This window comes from Pseudomonas sp. SAS7, assembly GCF_052112345.1.
In the GTDB taxonomy this organism is placed as follows: Bacteria; Pseudomonadota; Gammaproteobacteria; order Pseudomonadales; family Pseudomonadaceae; genus Aquipseudomonas; species Aquipseudomonas putida_Q.
This window is the reverse complement of the sequence record NZ_JBEGGO010000001.1, coordinates 384,155-401,784: the sequence shown is the minus strand read 5'-3', so window position 1 is coordinate 401,784 and position 17,630 is coordinate 384,155. Positions and strand designations below refer to the sequence as shown.

At 62.9% G+C, this 17,630-nt stretch carries 7 protein-coding genes; 1 reads left to right on the top strand and 6 read right to left on the bottom strand.

Translation table 11 applies throughout. The annotated features are described in order from the left end of the window. Positions 1 to 61: 61 nt before the first annotated feature. The 4 genes from ABI582_RS01840 to ABI582_RS01825 form a co-directional block, all read right to left on the bottom strand. A complete protein-coding gene (locus ABI582_RS01840; RefSeq protein ID WP_442118225.1) occupies positions 62 to 1,009 on the bottom strand; it encodes a FecR domain-containing protein in 948 nt (315 codons plus the stop codon). A 2-nt stretch (positions 1,010 to 1,011) separates the two neighbouring features. Beyond that, positions 1,012 to 1,542, bottom strand: coding sequence for a sigma-70 family RNA polymerase sigma factor (locus tag ABI582_RS01835; RefSeq protein ID WP_086976340.1), 531 nt, complete (start codon positions 1,540 to 1,542; stop codon positions 1,012 to 1,014). A gap of 97 nt (positions 1,543 to 1,639) precedes the next feature. Beyond that, positions 1,640 to 4,411, bottom strand: a complete 2,772-nt coding sequence (locus ABI582_RS01830; protein WP_442118224.1) for an amino acid adenylation domain-containing protein — start codon at positions 4,409 to 4,411, stop codon at positions 1,640 to 1,642. Between the two features lie 257 nt (positions 4,412 to 4,668). Next, positions 4,669 to 5,367 carry a pirin family protein gene (locus ABI582_RS01825; RefSeq protein WP_338746919.1) on the bottom strand — a complete coding sequence of 233 codons (699 nt, stop codon included), beginning with the start codon at positions 5,365 to 5,367 and terminating at the stop codon, positions 4,669 to 4,671. Between the two features lie 175 nt (positions 5,368 to 5,542). Here ABI582_RS01825 and ABI582_RS01820 point away from each other — a divergent pair, with 175 nt between their 5' ends. After that, complete coding sequence (locus ABI582_RS01820) at positions 5,543 to 8,059, top strand: UvrD-helicase domain-containing protein (protein ID WP_442118223.1); 2,517 nt, start codon at positions 5,543 to 5,545, stop codon at positions 8,057 to 8,059. 5 nt (positions 8,060 to 8,064) lie between these two features. Here ABI582_RS01820 and ABI582_RS01815 read toward each other — a convergent pair whose 3' ends face one another. Beyond that, positions 8,065 to 12,543, bottom strand: a complete 4,479-nt coding sequence (locus ABI582_RS01815) for an NEL-type E3 ubiquitin ligase domain-containing protein (protein ID WP_442118222.1) — start codon at positions 12,541 to 12,543, stop codon at positions 8,065 to 8,067. Positions 12,544 to 12,713: 170 nt separating this feature from the next. After that, a complete protein-coding gene (locus tag ABI582_RS01810) occupies positions 12,714 to 17,603 on the bottom strand; it encodes an NEL-type E3 ubiquitin ligase domain-containing protein (RefSeq protein WP_442118221.1) in 4,890 nt (1,629 codons plus the stop codon). Between the last annotated feature and the right edge of the window lie 27 nt (positions 17,604 to 17,630).

The following is a 17,630-nucleotide window of genomic DNA, read 5'->3' as shown; positions in this document are numbered from 1 at the left end:
AGTCGGGATACCTATGAGTCGGATAAGCCCTGGCAAAGTGATCAGGCGCCCAGCATTTTTTTTACGCCGCCGTGATGGTGACCCAGAAACGCGTACGCACCTGTACCTGCACAGGCAGTGACGTGGTCAGCGCGCGCAGTATCTGGTCGGTATCGTTGAGCCGGTAGGTGCCGCTGATGCGCAGCCCTGCCACGGCCGGTGCGCAGCGCAGCCAGCCCGGGCGGTAGCGTGAAAGGTTGCTGATGAACGCGTCGAGGCGCTGGTCATTGGCAATCAGTAACCCGAGGCCCCAGGCATCTGCGGCCAAGGGGACGGTTTCCAGCGCGGCGAAGCCCTGGTCGTTGAACCGACAGCGCTCGCCACTGTTTACCAGCAGGGTCTGGCCCGAGTTCAGGGTTACACGCGCCTGCCGGGCAAATACCTCCAGGCTGCTGCCGTCATCGAACAACCGCAGGGCAAAGCGGCTTTCGCCTGCTTCGACCGTGCCGTTTCGGGTGCTGACGTTGCAGTGCTGGCGCGCCGGCACAGTGACCATGACCTCACCTTGGCGCAGGCGCAAGCGCGCAGGGTCGCGCGCGTCATCCACATCGACTGCAGAGGCGGTATTGAGCATCAGCGCAGTGCCATTGCTCAGGATCCGCGAACGTTGTTCGCCCACGCCGGTGCGCACGTCTGCCAGTAGTGGAGACTGCTTGACCTCCCGGTATCCCCCCAGGCCCAGCGCGCCGCCGCCCAGCAGTATCAAGCCAGCCTTGACCACCCGCCGACGGCTGGCGTTGCGGCCATGGGCTGCCAGCGCCAGTACGCGTGCAGACGCCGGGTTTTCGCTGGCTGCCATGCGCGTTTGCAGGCGCTCGGCCTGCTGCCAGGCCCAGGCATTGACGGGGGTCGCATTCAGCCACAGCTGCCAGGCCGAATAATCACTGGCCTGCACCTCACCGCTGTTGAGCTGGCTGAACCAGTGCGCGGCCTGGCGCAACGAAGCCAGTTGCTCGGCATTCAGGTTCATGCTCAGTGGCCATGCCCAAGGCTGTAGATCATGCAGTGCTCGGCCGCCTTGGCAATGTAGCGGCGCACACTGACTTCGGAAATACCCAGCTGGGTGGCGATGTGTTTGTAGGGCATGCCATCAATCTGCGAAAGCAAAAACGCTTCACGTACCTTGGGCCCGAGCGCGGCTAGCATGGCGTCGAGCTCGAACAAGGTTTGCAGCAACGCCAGGCGTTGCTCAGGTGAGATGTCCAGTGCTTCGGGTTGCTCGGCGAGCACCTGCAGCCAGGCCCTTTCCAGGTGCAGCCGGCGCAGGTGATCGATCATCAGGCGGCGAGCGATGGTTGCCAGGTAGCCTTTGGGTTCGCGTACGGCGTCGAGCTTTGCGGCGGCGTCGGCGGCAGACATGACACGCACGAACACATCCTGGACAAGGTCTGCTGCCAGGTGGCTGCAGTTCACCCGCGGTTTCAGCCAGTTATGCAACCATTTGCTCTGGGCGCGGTATAGCTGGCTGACTTGAGAAGTAAAAGCTATATCCGGGATGCTCATCCATGCCGCCTGAAAATGTTTACAAATGTTAATGGTTCGCATTTTAGGCAGAGTGTTTCAGGGTTTGCAATCGCAGCGCCATTGCCGGCAGGTCAACTCAAGCAGAGGTAGCACGCTCGGTTGCATCGGCTCCACGCGCCCGGTTTTGCTTGTTCCATCGCGTAAACAGCAGACGCAACAGGGTGTTCCAGCAGTAACCCACCAGTACCCCTCCGGCGAGTGCCATGGCTACCTCGAACAGCGGGTGCCTGAAGATATGGTCCGCCAGCGACTGGAACTGGAAATGCGTCAGGTAGATGAACAAGGTTGACGATGCGATGACCGCACCTACCCGTGCTACCAGGGCGGGCACTGGCACCGACCGGAACCAGATAAGGGCCAGCATCGCCGGCAGGGCGATATCGATATAACGCGAGAAAGCCTCCCAGCCAACGTCGGCAACCGCCATCAGGTCCAGCTCGCCGACCACCAGCACGGCTACAGCGCTGGCCACCCACTTGCGCGCGGTGGTGTCGGCATGGTGCACGGCCATGCCCAGCACCATGACCGCCAGAAAGTGCTGCGGTACCCGGTTGAGCAGCGCACTGGCGTCGAACACGAAGCGGCTGAGCAGCACATCCAGCGCCACCAGCGCACAGGCCGCAATGATCAGGCAGCGGAACGGGTCGGCGAGGACGGCTTGGCGCACGCGCCTGATCGACAGCACCACACCGATGATCAGGATCATCTGTACAAGCACTTCGATGTACCAGTAATTGAACAGGCTGACTTCGCTGGCCGGGAACCAGTTGGACACCAGCAGCAGCGATTGCCAGTGCAACCGGTCGAACACCAGCTGGATCAGCGCGGTGTACAACAGCGTGGGCACCACGATGGCCGCCAGCGACCTGAGCAGCGTGCGTGCATCGCCACGTTCTTCGATGGCTTTGAGCTGGAACCGCGCCAGGCTGATGCCGGAGACAAGGAACAACACCGACGTTTCGCCGACGATCAACCAATGGTCGAACTCGCTCAGGTGGCCGACCACGATCAGGATGATGGCGAGCATCCGCACGAACACCGGTATCTCCATCACCCGCCACGCGCTTTTCGGGGGCGCATTCAGCTCGGCCAGCTGGCACACCGGCAGCGTTTCCCAGCGCTGTGGCAGGTGGCCGATCAGTTCCTCCAGCGCCCGCGAGGCTTGCACGAACGACAGCGAGTCGCCGCCCAGTTCGACAAAGCTCAACCTGGCATCCAGGCGCGGCACCTGGAGGATGCGCGCCCAGGCCGTGCTCAGTTTTTCGGCCAAGGGGGACAAGGGAAGGCTGGCGCTGTCGTCAAATGGCGCAGGCAAGGCGCGTTTGTCCACCTTGCCGTTAGGGGTGAGCGGCAGGACGTCGAGGAACATGAATAGCGCTGGCACCATGTAGTCCGGCAGCTGGCCGGCGAGCGCCTGGCGCAGTTCATCGGCGCTGGTCGGCTTTTGACCAACGCAATAGGCCACCAGCCGGATCGACGCGCTGTCGTGGTTGGCCACGACCACGCATTGGCCGATGTGCGGGTGACGGGTGATGGCGTTCTCGATTTCCGCCAGCTCGATGCGGTGGCCACGGATTTTCACCTGGCTGTCACCGCGCCCCAGGAAACTGGCGCTGCCATCGGCCAGGTAGGTGCCCAGGTCACCGGTGCGATAACAGCGGTCGCCTGCGTCGCCGGTGAACGGGTTGACGATGAACTTGGCCTCGGTCAGCGCCGGGTCGCCCCAGTAACCCTGCGACAGATAGGGGCTGCGGATCAGGATTTCACCGGTTTCGCCCACGCTGACCAGCTGGTTGGCCGCGTTGACCACCAGCAACTGCGCATTGGCGATACCTTTGCCCAAGGGCACCCGTGAACTGTCCCAGTCAGGGGAGAGGGTATGGAAGGCCATGGCTTGTGGCGTTTCCGTGGTGCCATAGAAGTTGACACTGACAGCACACGGCGCAATGGCACGGATCTGCTGGTACAGCGCAGGGCTTAGCGCATCGCCGCCCCAGAACAGGTAGCGCAGTTGATCGAGTACCTGGCCATTCATGTGTGCGCCGGTCTCGATCAGCTTGCCCAGCGGCGGGGTGAGGTGGATCACGCTCACTCCGTGCTGGTGAATCCAGCCTGCCAGCTGTGACGGGTCGGTCAGGGTTGGCTGGGCAGGGCAGGCGATGGTCGCGCCTATCGACAGGGGCGTGAACACATCGCGGTACACCGGGTCGTGGCCCAGACCGGAAAGCAGGGAGAAGGTATCAGCCTGGGTAAAGCCATGCTGGCGCACATGCCAGTCAATGAAGTGCACCAGGGGCGCGTGGTGAGTAACGATACCCTTGGGTTCTCCGGTGCTGCCCGAGGTGAAGGTGATGTAAGCCGGTTGCTCGGGGTTGACGCTGGGCAGCGCGACCTGTTGCCAGGGAAAGGCTCGCAGTGCCTCAGCGGGGGCTTCCGGCACCGTAACCACAACGGGGCCGGAGGCGTCGAGGGATGCCTCGCCACAGCGCAGGACCACGGCAGGCGCCAGTGTACGGATGATCTGCCCGATACGCGCGGGAGGGTAGGCAGCGTCGGCCACGGTAAAGGCCAGGCCGGCACGCAGGCAGCCGAGCATGGCGTACACCAGGGCGGCGCAGCGACTGGCGACGATGACCACACGATCGTTGCCACTGGCAGCGTTTTCTACCAGATACGCGGCAATGCCCTGGCTTATCTGCGCCAGTTGGGCATAGCTGCAGCGGGTGTGCCGGGCAAGGATGGCGGTGGCATCCGGGCAGCGGCTGGCCTGGTCGAGGAAGGCGTGGTGAATGGGGTGTTCGGCACGGTATTCCAGGCGCAGCGTCGGGTTCGGGCGCAGGTCCGGCATGGTGGGTGAGGCCTCCGCTGAACGTTGGGGCTGGCTGGTAGCACAACGCTAGTGCAGGGTGGCCGATGGCGCCAATGTTCAGCGGGATTGGGCGTTGCTTGTCGACAGTCGGGTACGCTGCGCGCCGCTATCGTGACACAAGGCGGCTCCCACAAATATAGCGTGGGCCCGGGGCCTGTGCGGTCCCTGTGGGAGCTGGCTTGCCGGCGATGAGGCCAGTACAGGTATTGCACGGCAGCCTGCACTGGCCCGATTCATCAAGCCACATCCACCAGCACGATCTCGCTGTCCTCGATGGCGGTCACCCGCAGCACCTGCTCCTGCTCGATCGCCACCCCATCGCGCGCCTTGGCCCGCAGCCCGTTGACTTCCACCAGCCCCTTGGCCGGCACCAGGTAACCCCGGCGTGCGGCATCGAAGCGATACTCGGCGGTTTCACCGGCACGCAAAGTGGCAGCTACCAGTCGCGCATCGGTGCGAATCTGCAGGCTGTCTTCATCACCGGTACGGCCGCTGGCCAGGGTCACGAAGCCTTCGCCACGCTCCCCTTTGGGGAACGGCCGGCTACCCCACTGCGGTGCTTCACCGGTGCGCTCAGGCACGATCCAGATCTGGAAAATACGCGTATCGACGTCTTCCAGGTTGTACTCGCTGTGCACGATGCCGGTACCGGCGCTCATCACCTGCACGTCACCGGCTTCGGTGCGGCCTTTGTTACCCAGGCTGTCCTGGTGGCTGATCGCGCCTTCACGCACATAGGTGATGATTTCCATGTCGCGGTGCGGGTGCGGCGGGAAGCCGTTGCCAGCCGCGATCAGGTCGTCGTTCCACACCCGCAGGTTGCCCCAGTGCATGCGCGCCGGGTCGTAGTATTCGGCGAACGAGAAATGGTGGTGGGCATCGAGCCAGCCGTGGTTGGCGTGGCCGAGGCCTTCAAAGGGTCGCAGTTGCAGCATGGTCGTGCTCCTTGAATCAGTGGAATGACGCCATGATGCGCTAAAGAAACATCGAAAATAAGCGTAAATATCGGCTTAAAATAATCATATTATTCGATATTAATTGCTGCCATGCTTGATTCGCTTCATCGCCTAATCCACTGATCTGCAAGCATTCGCTGGCGATTTTCTGTCGATGCGGCGAACATGCCAGCTGTTTTTGTTTTCCAACGGAGTGACCGTGGCCCACGAGCAACCCCAGGCCCCCGCCGACCTTACCCCTCCCGCGCAATTGCCCTGGTTTCGCCGCCTGGCCGCCCGCCTGCTGGGGCGTGGCCTGACCCGTCTGCAAGCCCAGCACCGTGATTCCTGGTTCCTCGGCCACGCCACAGGCCAGCGCAGTGGCCACGCCGATGGCGTGCGTGAAGGGTTCGACCGCGGGCGGGTGGAGGGTTACGAAGCCGGGCGCCAGGTGCTGGTGATCCGCGATACCCGGCCTGACATCGCTGCTGTGCCCGGTCAGGACGACAACCTGTTCGACGATTGGCGCCTGCCCTTGACGGCCGAGCTGAAAAAGCGCTTCAAAGCCGATGTCGCCCAGCGCCTGCCCGCCGAGGTGCAACCCAGCGCCGCGCAGTGGAAGCTGATCTTCAGTGACACCCCGTCCACCTGTGTGGTGGCCGGCGCCGGGGCAGGCAAGTCCACGTCGCTGGTGTTGCGCATTTTGCTGCTGCGCCATTATCTGGGTTACGAACTGGACGCGATGACCGTGGTCACGTTCACCCGCGAGTCGCGCAAGGACTTCATCAAGCGCCTGTTGCAGGTATTCGCCCTGTGGCAGATCAGCCTGCAACCGGTGCAGGCTCGCGAGCTGGTGCGTACCTTCCATTCGCGCATCCTGCCGCTGGTACGCAGCCTGCCGGGCTTCGGCCAGGTGCGCGCCTTCGAGACGCTGGGCAACGAGATGCCTGCCGGGCGTGAGGCCGAGGCCGACAGCAACCCGTTCGACCTGCGCCTGAACGATGCCCAGCGCCAGCAACTGAACCAGTGCTATAGCAGCGTGCTGGGTGAGAGCCCGCGTTTTGCCGAGCTGGTCGGCCTGTTGCGCAGCGAAGCCTTGCAACTGAAACCACTGGACCCGAACAACCCCGACGTACAGAAGCGCGCACAGGTGACCCAATTGGCGGCCCAGCGCGACGAAGAATTGTGCGACGTAATCGAGGACCTGTGGTTCGCCGCCGGCGCCTGGCCGATCAAGGGCATCGAGCCTTGCCGCGAAACTGTCGACATCCGTGGCAGCCGCTTCCATGTTCATGGCCGCCTGGCTGGCCAGGGGCCGTTGGTGGTGCTGGGCTTCGACCCGGCTGAAAGCGCGCAGTACCAGCGCCCCGGCGCCAAGTTGGCGGTGCGTGCCGAGTGGGCGGTCAAACGAACCCTGTTGCAGGCCTTCTGCGACCGGCCGCTGATCTGGCTCGACAACTATGCCATGGCCCGGCGCCTGGCGGCCTCGTTGGCTGGCGATGCCGTGGCCGGCCCGGGGTTCGAGTACAAGGTCAAGGGTGAACTGGCACCGGCGCCGTTGCTGGACGCCTTTGTCGGCGCGGCCAACTTCATCGAGAACCTTGGCCTGGACGTGAACAACGCGGTGGCGGCGATGAGCTTCCCGTCTGGCGACAGCGATGCCTTGTTTTTCGAGGCCCTGGCCCTGTACTGGAAGGCCCTGGAAGCACACCTGCTGGATCAGTCGCCGCCGGTGATGAGCTACAACCGCATGTTCGCCCTGTTCAGCGAGAACAACCCGGAAAACCTGCAACTGCTGCCCGACCCGTTGTTGCGGCCTTTGGCGCACCTGATGATCGACGAGTTCCAGGACGTGTCGCCGCAGATCGTCAGCTGGTTGCGTGCCAGCCTTGCTGAAATCCGCCGCCGTGGCCCAGCCATGCACACCGGGCGCCACGCCCAGCATTCGTCGCTGCTGTGCGTGGGTGACGACTGGCAGTCGATCTATGGCTGGCGTGGCAGTTCGCCCAAGTACTTCATGGAATTCACCAAAGCCTTCCCGTCGCCGGCCAACACGCGGGTGATGCTGGTCGACAACTACCGCTGCCAGCAGCAGGTGATCGACGCGGCCGAGCACCTGGTCAAAGGCACCCCGGCGATTGCCGGCAAGAAAGCCCGCGCCAGTGGCCCGGCAGCCGAATTGCCGGGCTCTGCGGTCAAGGTGTTCGACCGTGACGAGGCCGCCTTGGGTGAAACGCTGATCGAGCACTACCAACGGGGCGAGACGGTGATGATGCTGTACCGCAAGGGCAGCGACAGGGCCTTGATGAACGACCACCTGCAAAGCGTGCTGCACGCCGAGGCGGCATTGCCGGCCGAGCAGCGCCGGCTGCGTCAGCTGACCTACCACAGTGCCAAAGGCTTGCAGGCCGATGCGGTGTTCATGCTGGGCGACTGCCAGTACCTGACCAGCTCGCCCTACAAGAACCAGGTGTACCGCCAGGCCGGCCTGGGCAAGGCCGGTGATGCCCAACCGTTCGATACGGCGCAGAAGGAAGAAGTGCAACGCCTGGCCTACGTGGCGGTGACCCGCGCGGTGCAGCACTGCTACTGGCATGTCGAGGCCGCCAATGCAGATGCAGCCGCCGCCCCGCGGGCCTCCAGCCAGGTAGATGGCAGGCAGGCCTTTTTCGAAGACCTGCGTGGGCAGTAGCAGGGTTAGTTGTTGGGGTCTTGCGCGCGCGTGAGCGTTTCGAACAACGCTTCGCGCTGCTGGTCACGCCCGGCATTCAGGCGCCGGCTGGCCTGGTCGTAAGCCTGGCTGCCCAGGTTCATTCTGTGCAATTGGCCGGTTGCATCCAGCGGTGGCGCGGGCAGTACCTCGGTAAGGGTTTGCAGCACCGCGCGATCCAGTGAAGTAACTGCTTCGCCTTCGGCATCCAGGCAATAATCCAGGTACTGCATGCCTTGGTACCAACGCGCGTCCAGCGCTGCGAAACGGCTGGCGAAGCGCTGGGCAAGGTAGCGTTGCCAGCTGGGCTGTCGCGCAACCCAGGCCCTGCGCTCCGTAGCGGTATCGTCGAGCCGCAGGACCGCGCGTTCGACATTGTGGGCCACACGTGCCGAGATCATCGCTTCCTGGCGATAGAGCATGCCTTGGCTGGTTTCCGGGAAATTGAGCGGTTCTGCCAGTGACTGGCGCAAGGCCAGGCGTATTTCTATCAGGTCCGTGCCGCCATTGAGCAGGGCGTTGTCACTCAGTTCGTCCAGGCGGTCCAGCTCAGGCACGTCGAGCCTTGCGGGCTGAGCCTGGGCGGGCAGCCGTTCCAGCTCCAGCAAGCGCGCCTGGCGGGCATGGCGGGCGAGCTGGATCCGTTCGGCGAGGGCGTTGACCATTTCGCGGCGGTAGAGGTTTCGGAAAAAGTTGAACAGGTAGGCAGGGCGCTCCGCTTCCTCGGCCAGTTGCCTGAACACCTGGGCTTCGAGCTCGAGGGCACTGAACGCATCGGTACCGGCGTCGCCACAGGTGGGCGGGTAGCCTTGCGCGACATTGTCCAGATGGGTGCGCAACGCCTCGTCTCGCCCCGCCTGTTCAAGCAGCTGCCAGACCTGCTGGGCCAGCGCTCGCAGGTTGCGCTCGGCTTGCCGCGAGCGCGCTACGCGTTCGACCACTTCGCGCAAATGCCGGTTTGCGTCACCCTCGAACAGCTCGTCCCAGAGCTGCGCCTGTTCCGGGCTGGCATCCACGAGCCAGAAGTCCACGCTGGCATCCGACAGCTCATCGTCGCCATGCAGGTCCACGCCAGCCGTGCGCAGGCGACGGCGGCTGTCGGCGTCCAGAGCGTTTTCGTTGAAGTCCCAGAAGGTATCGCGACCTGGCGTACGCAGGGCGTCGGCAAAGGGGCTGGTCAGCACCTGATCGAGGTCCGGCACCTGGCCGATCGGGTTGTCGCTCAGGCTGAGGTGACGCAATTGCAGGTCGGCCTGCGCCATCAATGATGTAAGGCCACGCGGCCATTCACGCAGACTGCAGTGGCGCAGTTGCAAGTTGGCCAGCGATGTCAGGCCGGTCACGTCAGGCGCCTGCCCCAGCGGGTTGTTGGTCAGGCGCAGGTCGCGCAGGCTGCGCATGTCGGCGAAACGCGCAGCCAGCGCTTCACTCAGCACAATGTGGTTGTTCTCCAGATCAAGGTCTTCGAGGGGTAGCTGGGCAAGGGTCTGCAAGTCGGCTTCGGCAAGCTGCAACGTGTTCAGGCGCAGGCTCAGCCTGCGCAGGTGAGTGAGGCCACCCAGGCGCTCACGCATTGCCTCGGTCAGGCTGCCGAGCTGGTTGTTGCCCAGCTCCAGTACTTCCAGTTGAGGGGTAAAGGCCAATGCCTGGAACAGGCCTTCGAAGTCGAGTTCAGGGCTTAGCGCCAGGCACAGTGTGCGCAGGGAGGGGAAGCTCTGGAAAAAGTCTGCGGGTAGCTGGCGGATGCCGATGGCGCGAATGTTCAGGGTGGTGATGTGATCGAAGCGAGCCGGCAACGATGGCAGCGTGTCGACGTGCAGCAGCTGCAGCGTCAGGTTGTCAGGGTCGTCACGACGCCAGGCTGCATTTACCAGGTCGCGGACCACGCCGCTGCTCTCGCGTTGGGTTTCAGTGCTCTGATTCACCCAGTTGCGCAGCGTGACGTCGAGGGCGTCACGCTCGATCTCCAGCGCCCTGAGCTGTGCTGTGACGCTGCCACGTTGGCTTAGTTGACGCCGCAAGGCATTGCGCTCGCTTGCGCTCAGGGCAGGGTAGAGTGCACGCAGACGTCGATCTGCGGTACTGGCCCAATGCAGCCTTCCACTGAGTGGGTAGCCAACGCGACCGTCGGCCAGACGCATGGGCGATCGATAGCCTGGCCTGATCGGTTGCTGTCCGATCAGCCTGGCTGCATGCAGCCGATCGGAGACTGCCATTTCATACCGTTGGCTTGCATCGAGGCCAGGGTGCTCGGCTTTGAGCGCGGCATCCAGCACGCCACTGTCGGCGGTGGCCAGATCAGGTCGCCAGAGCCCCAGCAAGGCCCTGCTCAGGCGAGCGTGTGCCTGCAAAGCCCGGGCTTCTTCGGCGACGCGCAAGGGTACCCTGCCTTGTCCCAATAGCAGACGTTCACGGGCGCAGGTCCTGGCCATGATCTGCCCAATGGCACGCTGCGGCAGGCCCGGGAACTGCCGGGCCAGGGGCCCGGCTTCTTCGGGCAGGCTGACCTGGTCACGGGTTTGCAGCCGGTCGAGTGCGTCGGCCAGCAGGGCGGGGGGAGGCTGTGCGGCAACCTGGGTTTGGCGAAGTTCACCGCCTTGCACGCCTGAGCACTGCAGTGCAGCCTGCAACTCGCCGTCATCCAGGCCTTCACTGATCGGCCCCAAGCGCCGCACCAACCGTAAGTCATCCCACTCGAGTGGATCTTCATGTGCCGCGCGCCAGGCGCCTGCGCCATTGTCCCGAACCACTGGCCGATAGGCCTGCGGGTCTTGCGGGTGGGGAATCCGCCATTGGCCGCGTTCCTGCAACTGTTCGTACACAGCACCCTCGATGCGTATGTAGTGGCGCCCGTCCAACGTATAGCGGCCCTGAACATCGGGTTCGAGGTCTTCGGCAATCGACACCGGGCTGGCATGGTCCTGCAGCGTGGCGTTCCACAGGTAGTCCTTGCCACCCTTGACGATGCTCTGCATGCCATCGACGAAGCCCGAAGCCTTCAGCGCCACGGCACCGCCACCTACGGCAGCGACCGTGACAATGTTCAGCAGCACCGACTCTAGCTGGGCTGCAGCCTCAGCATTGTCACCTTCCTCCCAGGCCGAGATGCCCTCGAATACACTGCCCATGATCTGCGCGGCGCCGAGGGTCAGCATGATCGGGTTCAGGCATGGCACGACCATCGCTGCCACATTCAGCACGGTCATGCCCAGGTCCAGCCAGTATTCGATGTTCTGCAAGCGTACTCTGGCGTCGACATCTTCGGTGGGCACCGCGATCTGGCGAGCATCAGCTCTCAGGCGGGCAAGGTGGCTGGATTCCAATAATGCCCAAGGGGCATCTGGCAGGTTTCTGTCGATGGATTCCAGGTGTATCGACTTGCGAGGTTTCAGCTGCGCCCCGTCTTCCTGGTCGGCGTTGCTGTACAGGGCGCGCGCGAGCCGCTTGTTCAACGTCGCCTTTTGTGATTGCAGTGCCAGGGCGACGAAACGCTTGCGGTAGTCGTCCTGCAGCAGTTGCTGGCGCAAGTACTTGCGTGCATCGCCCAGCGAGGCGAACTCCCTGAGCGCATCGCCATCCACCGGGTTGTAGAGAAATACCGGGTCATGCTTGCGGTTTTGCATGGGCGCGATGAACAGCAGTTCGTGGATCGGGATGCCAAACAACTGCAGTTGCCAGCAGCGCAGGGGGCGGCCTTGATAGGTGGCGTCGGCGTTGTCGGCGCACAGGCCATGCAGCGCGCGCGAGCCGGCGGGGCTGAGGTAGCCTTTGCAGGCAGCGATACGGGTTTGCACGCGAAACTCGTCGCGCCGGGCGTTGATGGCCAGCTGCTGCAGCTCGTTCTTGTTTGCTCCGTCGAAGATCTGGTCAAGGTGCTGCTGGTAGCGCCGACCCAGGTTCAGCGCCCGACATTGGTCGATGAAACCTGGCACCGTCAGCCCAGTCATGAACCTGATGTCATGGCGGCTGTGTTGCAGGCGACTGAACCGCGTGGTGTCGGCCGGGCCTTCGAAATTGTGCAGGGCCGCTTCGAGCAGGCTGCGGTACTGCGGGGCACCCTTGGACACAACCTCGGCCCGCTCATGCGGCACGGCAGGGCCCCCGGGCACCCCCTGTGGTTGCTTCACAGTGGTGGCTTGATAAACGTATTGCGCCTGGGTTACCGGGGTGTCGATGTTGAGCTGTTCTTGCAGTAACGGGGCGCAGAATTCGGTCACGCCCTGCAAGTTGCCGAGCGCCGCGTGCACGGCCCTGTTGCTGGCATCACGCTTGGCGATGGCGCGCTGCAGGGCCTGGCGGGTGGGTTCGTCTGCCTGTTGATACCAGGCGCAGGTATTACCCTGGCTGTCCTGGTAGTCCTTGTGCAAACGCGCCATGATCTGGCTGGCATGCTCGCTGTGCAACGCCTTGCTCCAGCCGGGCAGGGTACGCACCATTTGCACGTGGTGATAAGGGGTGTGGCTCATGTCGGCACTCCGTGGACGGGAGCCGCTATGGGGCCGCATACGCTGGCGGCCTGTGCGGTAGATAATTGCCTGCCCAGGTCTGTCATGCGTATGGGGTTGTCGGCATGTCTTCTGCCAGGTAAATGGTCGGCAGGCCTTCTTTGAAGACCTGCGCGTCCAGCGAGCAGGGTTTAATTGCCGAGTGTCTGCAGCTGGCGAGTGAGGCTGGTCAGCACACCGGTTTCAACCTGTTGCTGCTCGGCGCTCAGCACGTCCACGGCTTGGCGATACTGCTGCTCGTTGATCGCCACGCGTTGCAGAGTGCCACTAGCATCCAACGGGTTTTCAGGCATGACGCTGGCCAGGGCTCGTAGCAAAGAACTGTCCAGGGACGTCACCGGGTCTGCTGTTTCATCCAGGCAGTGATACAGGTAGTCCAAGCCTGGCCGCCAAAAGTCGGTGATCAGGTTGAACTGCGCCGCATGCTCTCGCTTCAGGTACGCAACCCAGCCCGGCTGCTGGTTCAACCATTGCTCTCGAGCGGTGGCATCGGTATCCAGAACAAGCACCGCAGCCTTCACCCTGTCAATGATTGTCTGGTTGATCCTGGCCGTGCTGCGGTACAACATGCCGCTACTCGGCTCAGGGTAGTCCAGCGCGGTAGCCAGGGACTGGCGCAAGGCCAGGCGCAGCTCGATATCGTCCACAAGCCCCGTTTCCAAATCTGTGTCCGGAAAGGCAGAGGGCTCGTCGAGCTCATCGTATGAGGGGAGATCTTCATCGAAGACATCATCGAGCAACGCCTGCTTGCGCAAGGACCGTTTCCAGCTGATGCGGTCGGCCAGTTGATTGACCTGATCGCGTCGATACAACTTTCGGTACAGGTTCAGCAGGTCGGCCGGTCGACTACCGGCATGGCCAGCAGCGTGATGGGCCAGCACTTCTATTTCCAAGGCACTGAAGGCGTCGGCACCTGCGTCGCCGCAGGTTGGGGGGAAGTCCCCGGCCACGGTGGCGAGGCGTTCGCGCAGCACGGTGTCGTGGGCAGCGGCATCCAGCAGGTCCCATACACGCGCCCCCAGGGCCTGGGCATCACGCCGCGCTTCTGCCGACTGGGCAAGACGCTCGAGTACCCCCAGCAACGCTGCGTTTTCACCTTGATCAAACAGATTGCTCCACAGCTGCTCTTCGGCACTGCTCGCCCCGTCACGGAAAAAGCCTTGCCACGGGGGGACGTCTTCGGCGTGCTCGAATACATTGACGCCACTGCTGCCCAAGCGCGCACGTGCCTCGGCTTCCAGCGTGTTGTAGTTGAACAGCCAGCGGCGCTCAGGCAAGCGCGCGGCGACATCGCGGGCGAACGGGGTGCGCAGTACACCTGGCAAGTCTGGCAGGGTACGAATGCGGTTGGAGGAGAGGTTCAGATAGCGCAGCTGGTACTGGGGCTGGCTCATGAGGATTGTCAGGCTGTCGGGCCACTGCTGCAGTTCGCAACGGTCGAGGTTCAGGTGGCTGAGGCGGGCCATGAAGCGCAGGTCTGGCGCCAGTCGCAGTGGGTTGCCAGTCATGTCCAGTACCTTAGGGTGGACCATGTCCTGAAACTGAGCGGCAAGGCTTTCATCAAGCGTGATTTGATTGTTGCTTAGGCCGAGTGCATCCAGGGGCAAGCGCGTCAGGAAGGCCAGGCTGGCGTCATCGAGCTGCAGCCGGTTACGGCCGAGGCCCAGTACCCGCAGGCTGGGCATCGCCCCGATGGCTTGTCTGGCTGTGGCTGAAATGGTAGTTAAACCATTGCCTGTCAGGCTCAGTTCGCGTAGCCGTGGCACAGACTTCAGCGCCTCGAACAATGTTTCGGCGTCCATATCCGGGTTGCTGATGATTTCCAGGGTTTCCAGGTCAGGGAAGTTTGCCAGGAAGCCACCCTCCAGGCCTCGCATCTGCAACCCATCAAGGACGAGTTGCCGGATATGCGGCATTCGGGCAGTGAACGCTGGCAGCGCTTCAAGTTGCATATGGCTCAGCACCAGCACTGCGCGTTGTGCGCCGCCTTCACGCCGCGAAGCACTCATCAGCCGCTCGGTGAATTGCTGGCGATCAAAGCGTTCATCCAGGGTGCGCGAGGTGCTAACCCAGCGGTTGAGATCACGGTTGAGGGTGCGCTGCTCGGCTTCCAGTTGTCTGATTGCGCTACCCAGGTCGCCTCCCTGGGCAAGCTCGGTTTGCAGTGCGCTGATTTGCTGGCTGCTGAGTTCGGGGTAGAGGGCCCGAAGTCGACGCGCGGCCGGCAAGACGCGCCCTTGCAAGCCACGGCCGCTCAGGGGATAGCCAAGCTGGCCGTTGGCCAATCGCAACGGGGAGCGGAACCTGGGATTGATGGGTTGCTGGCCGAGCAGCGAGGCGCAGTGCTGGCGATTTCCAAGGGCCAGCTCCAGCAACTGCGCCGAGTCTGCCTGCGGGTGCTCGGCTTGCAGCGCCTGTATCAGGCATAGGCTGTCGTCGTTGGCCAGGCTGGGCCTGAAAATGCCGAGGATGGCGCGGTCAAGCCGCGCTCGAGCTTGCAGAAGGCGAGCTTCTTCGGCAATGCGAAGAGGCACCCGTGCGTTTCTCAGGCTTTCCCGTTCGGCGTTGCCGATGTTGGCCAGCAATTCTTCAAGGGCGCTGTCCGGCAGGCCGGGAAACTGCCGGGCGAGGGGTTGCGCGGTTGGGGGGAGGGTGGGGCGGTGACTTTGCTGCAGGCTGGTTAGCAGAGCGCCGCGATGTTGTTCCAGGTGTTCTGCCAGCGTGTTGTTCAATGCGAATGATCGGTGCTCGGTCGGCGTGTCGCCCAGCAACTGTAGAATGGCTTCCTCATCCATCTGCGCTAACACTGTCTGGCTCAACTGGCCATTGTCCAGGTCGTTACGGGTAACGTCTATTTCTACCTGGCCAACCGTGTCAACAGGGCCGTAGTGCACAGCTTCGCCCCAAGGTTCTGGCCCTTGGTAAACCTTGAGCACATGCCCCTCAGGCCACCCCGGCAGGCGCAGCAACTCAGGCAAGGCAAAGTTTTCGTACGCAGCCAGCGCCAGCCCATGGCGTACGCGGGTGATGATCTGTTGTGCCTGGTTATCCAGTTGCAGGCGCTGTAGCGTGTCGAGCAACAAGGCGGGTGGACGCAGGCCGGCTGCGTGAGCACGGCGCACTACGTCTGGATCGGTATCGGTGCTGCGCATGGCATTGTCCAGTTCGCGCTCATCCAGGCCTGCGCCATAGCCGCCAAGGCGGCGCATGAGTTGTACTCGGTCCCATTCCAGTGGCTGTTCATGAGCCAGTTGCCAGCGGGCGTTACCATGGTGCAGCAAGCGTGGGGCATAAGCCTGCGCGTCATCGGGGTGGCGCACCTGCCATTGTTGTTCTGCGCCCTGAAACACTTCGTACAGCGTCCCGTCCAGCTTGAGAAAGGTCTTCCCATCGATGTGCACATGGCCGAGCAAGTCAGGTTGGGCCCCATCAGGGATAGCCGTTGTGCTCGCATAGGGCTTCATGTCGGGGTGCCAGAGCAGTTCTTTGTCTTCATGCCACACACTTGTCAGCGCATCGACAAAGCCTGACGCCTGGACGAGCTTGGCGCCTGTGGCAAAACCGGCAATCACCGCCGCATTGATTGCCAACGACTCCAGTTGCGCCAGTGCTTGGCGGGTATCGCCTTCTTCCCACGCCTCGAAGCCGGTGAACACCGAGCTCATCAGATCGAAAGCGAAAACGCCAAGCATGACCGTGTTCAACCCAGGCACGAAAAACGCGGCGACGTTCAGCACATTCATGCCCAACTCAAGCCACTGCTTAAGACGCTTGTCACGGGCCCTGGCGTCGACCTCGGCGGTGGGGACGGCAATGGTTTTTGCGTCGGCCTTCATGCGTGCAAGGTGTGCGTTGTACAAGGTCGCCCAAGGGTCGGTTCTGATTGGCGAGGGGGTGAAATGGAGCACGGGCATGTTTCGGGGCTTGCGTCTGCCTGCTTCATCCTGTTCGAACAGCGCATGCTCCAGTTTGTCGGCCAGTTCCTTTTGCCTGTCCTTGTAGGCGAAATGCACCACGGTTCGGCGAAACTCGCTTTGCAATAGCCGGCTGCGTAGGTGTTTGCCGGCTTCCTGACGAGAAGCAAATTCCCTTATAGGGTGCTCGCTGTCGCCAGGCATATACAGGACACAGGGGTTTTTCCGGTCAGGATTGTCTGGCCCGATGAACAGCATTTCGTGGACGGGGATACCGAACAGGCTGAAGTTCCAGCAATGCAGTGGCTGTTTTTCATAGGTGGGGTGAGGCTCGTCATCGCACAGTTGGCCAAGCGCATCGAGTCCAGGTTTGCTCAGCAGGCCTTTGAGCTTTGCAATCAGTGCCTGGACCCTCAGGGCCTCGCGACTTGCTGCTATCGACCGGCGCTGGACTTCGGCGCGATTGACGCCCTCATGGGTTGCCAGCAGGTGCTCTTGATAGCGTTTGCCAAGGTCCAGCGCCCGGCAATGGTTGACGAAGTCCGCCATCGTCAGGTCCGGTAGGGGCGTAGTGCTGCCTGCAGCGCTGGTGAGTCTGCTGTAAGCCCCTACTTCGGCCAGGCCCTCGAAGTTGTGCAGGGCCGCCTCCAGCAAGCTGCGTGTTTGCGGTTCGCCCACGGGGCGGGTGGCAAGGACATCCACCTCAAGGTCCGGGACCAAGGGCGTTTCGACGTCGGGTACGCCGACCCAGATGTTGGCGTCTGATTCAAAGGGCTGGAACACATATTGCGCCCTGTCTACGGGCACGCTCACTTTCAGGCGCTCGGTCAGCAGAGGGGTGCAGAAGCCGATGATGTCCTGGAAACCCGCCAGTGCCTGCCTGACTTGTACCAGGCGTTTGTTCCGCGTTTCGATAGCACTGTGCAATTGCTCACGCGCTGGCTCATCGGCAGTGGCGTACCAAGAGTAAGGGGAGCCATCTTCATCCAGATACTCCTTGCGCAGGCATTGCAGCACTTTGTGCGTATGGGCGGGCTGAAGAACCTTGCTCCATTTCGGTAATGTTCGGGTTATCTGGCTCTCGTGTAACGGCGTGGGGTTGGTCATGGCAACGGTCTCTTGCGTTGGGGCGAA

Coding starts and splice junctions, on each gene's coding strand:
- ABI582_RS01840 (WP_442118225.1), bottom strand. CDS start 1,009: ATGAACCTGAATGCCGAGCAACTGGCTTCGTTGCGCCAGGCCGCGCAC.
- ABI582_RS01835 (WP_086976340.1), bottom strand. CDS start 1,542: ATGAGCATCCCGGATATAGCTTTTACTTCTCAAGTCAGCCAGCTATAC.
- ABI582_RS01830 (WP_442118224.1), bottom strand. CDS start 4,411: ATGCCGGACCTGCGCCCGAACCCGACGCTGCGCCTGGAATACCGTGCC.
- ABI582_RS01825 (WP_338746919.1), bottom strand. CDS start 5,367: ATGCTGCAACTGCGACCCTTTGAAGGCCTCGGCCACGCCAACCACGGC.
- ABI582_RS01820 (WP_442118223.1), top strand. CDS start 5,543: ATGCGGCGAACATGCCAGCTGTTTTTGTTTTCCAACGGAGTGACCGTG.
- ABI582_RS01815 (WP_442118222.1), bottom strand. CDS start 12,543: ATGAGCCACACCCCTTATCACCACGTGCAAATGGTGCGTACCCTGCCC.
- ABI582_RS01810 (WP_442118221.1), bottom strand. CDS start 17,603: ATGACCAACCCCACGCCGTTACACGAGAGCCAGATAACCCGAACATTA.